The sequence below is a fragment of the Pseudomonas sp. PME37.24/006 genome (assembly GCF_055556635.1).
In genome coordinates this window covers 1-253 of sequence record NZ_JBVHNL010000225.1, presented here as the reverse complement: position 1 = coordinate 253, position 253 = coordinate 1, and the positions used below count along the sequence as shown (strand labels likewise).

Annotated in this window: 1 protein-coding gene; it reads left to right on the top strand. The window is 43.1% G+C overall.

What is annotated here, in order from left to right:
• Positions 1–253 (top strand): hypothetical protein (locus ACZ3GY_RS24500; protein WP_465912398.1); only part of this gene is annotated, 253 nt, incomplete at both ends.

Here is a 253-nt window from a genome sequence, read left to right as displayed (position 1 = left end):
GTTGATGATGTATCAGGCTGGAGATATGAGGTTGATGATGTATCAGGTTGGAGATATGAGGTTGATGATGTATCAGGCTGGAGATATGGGGTTGATGATGTATCAGACTGGAGATATGAGGTTGATGATGTATCAGGCTGGAGATATGAGGTTGATGATGTATCAGGCTGGAGATATGGGGTTGATGATGTATCAGGCTGGAGATATGAGGTTGATGATGTATCAGGCTGGAGATATGGGGTTGATGATGTAT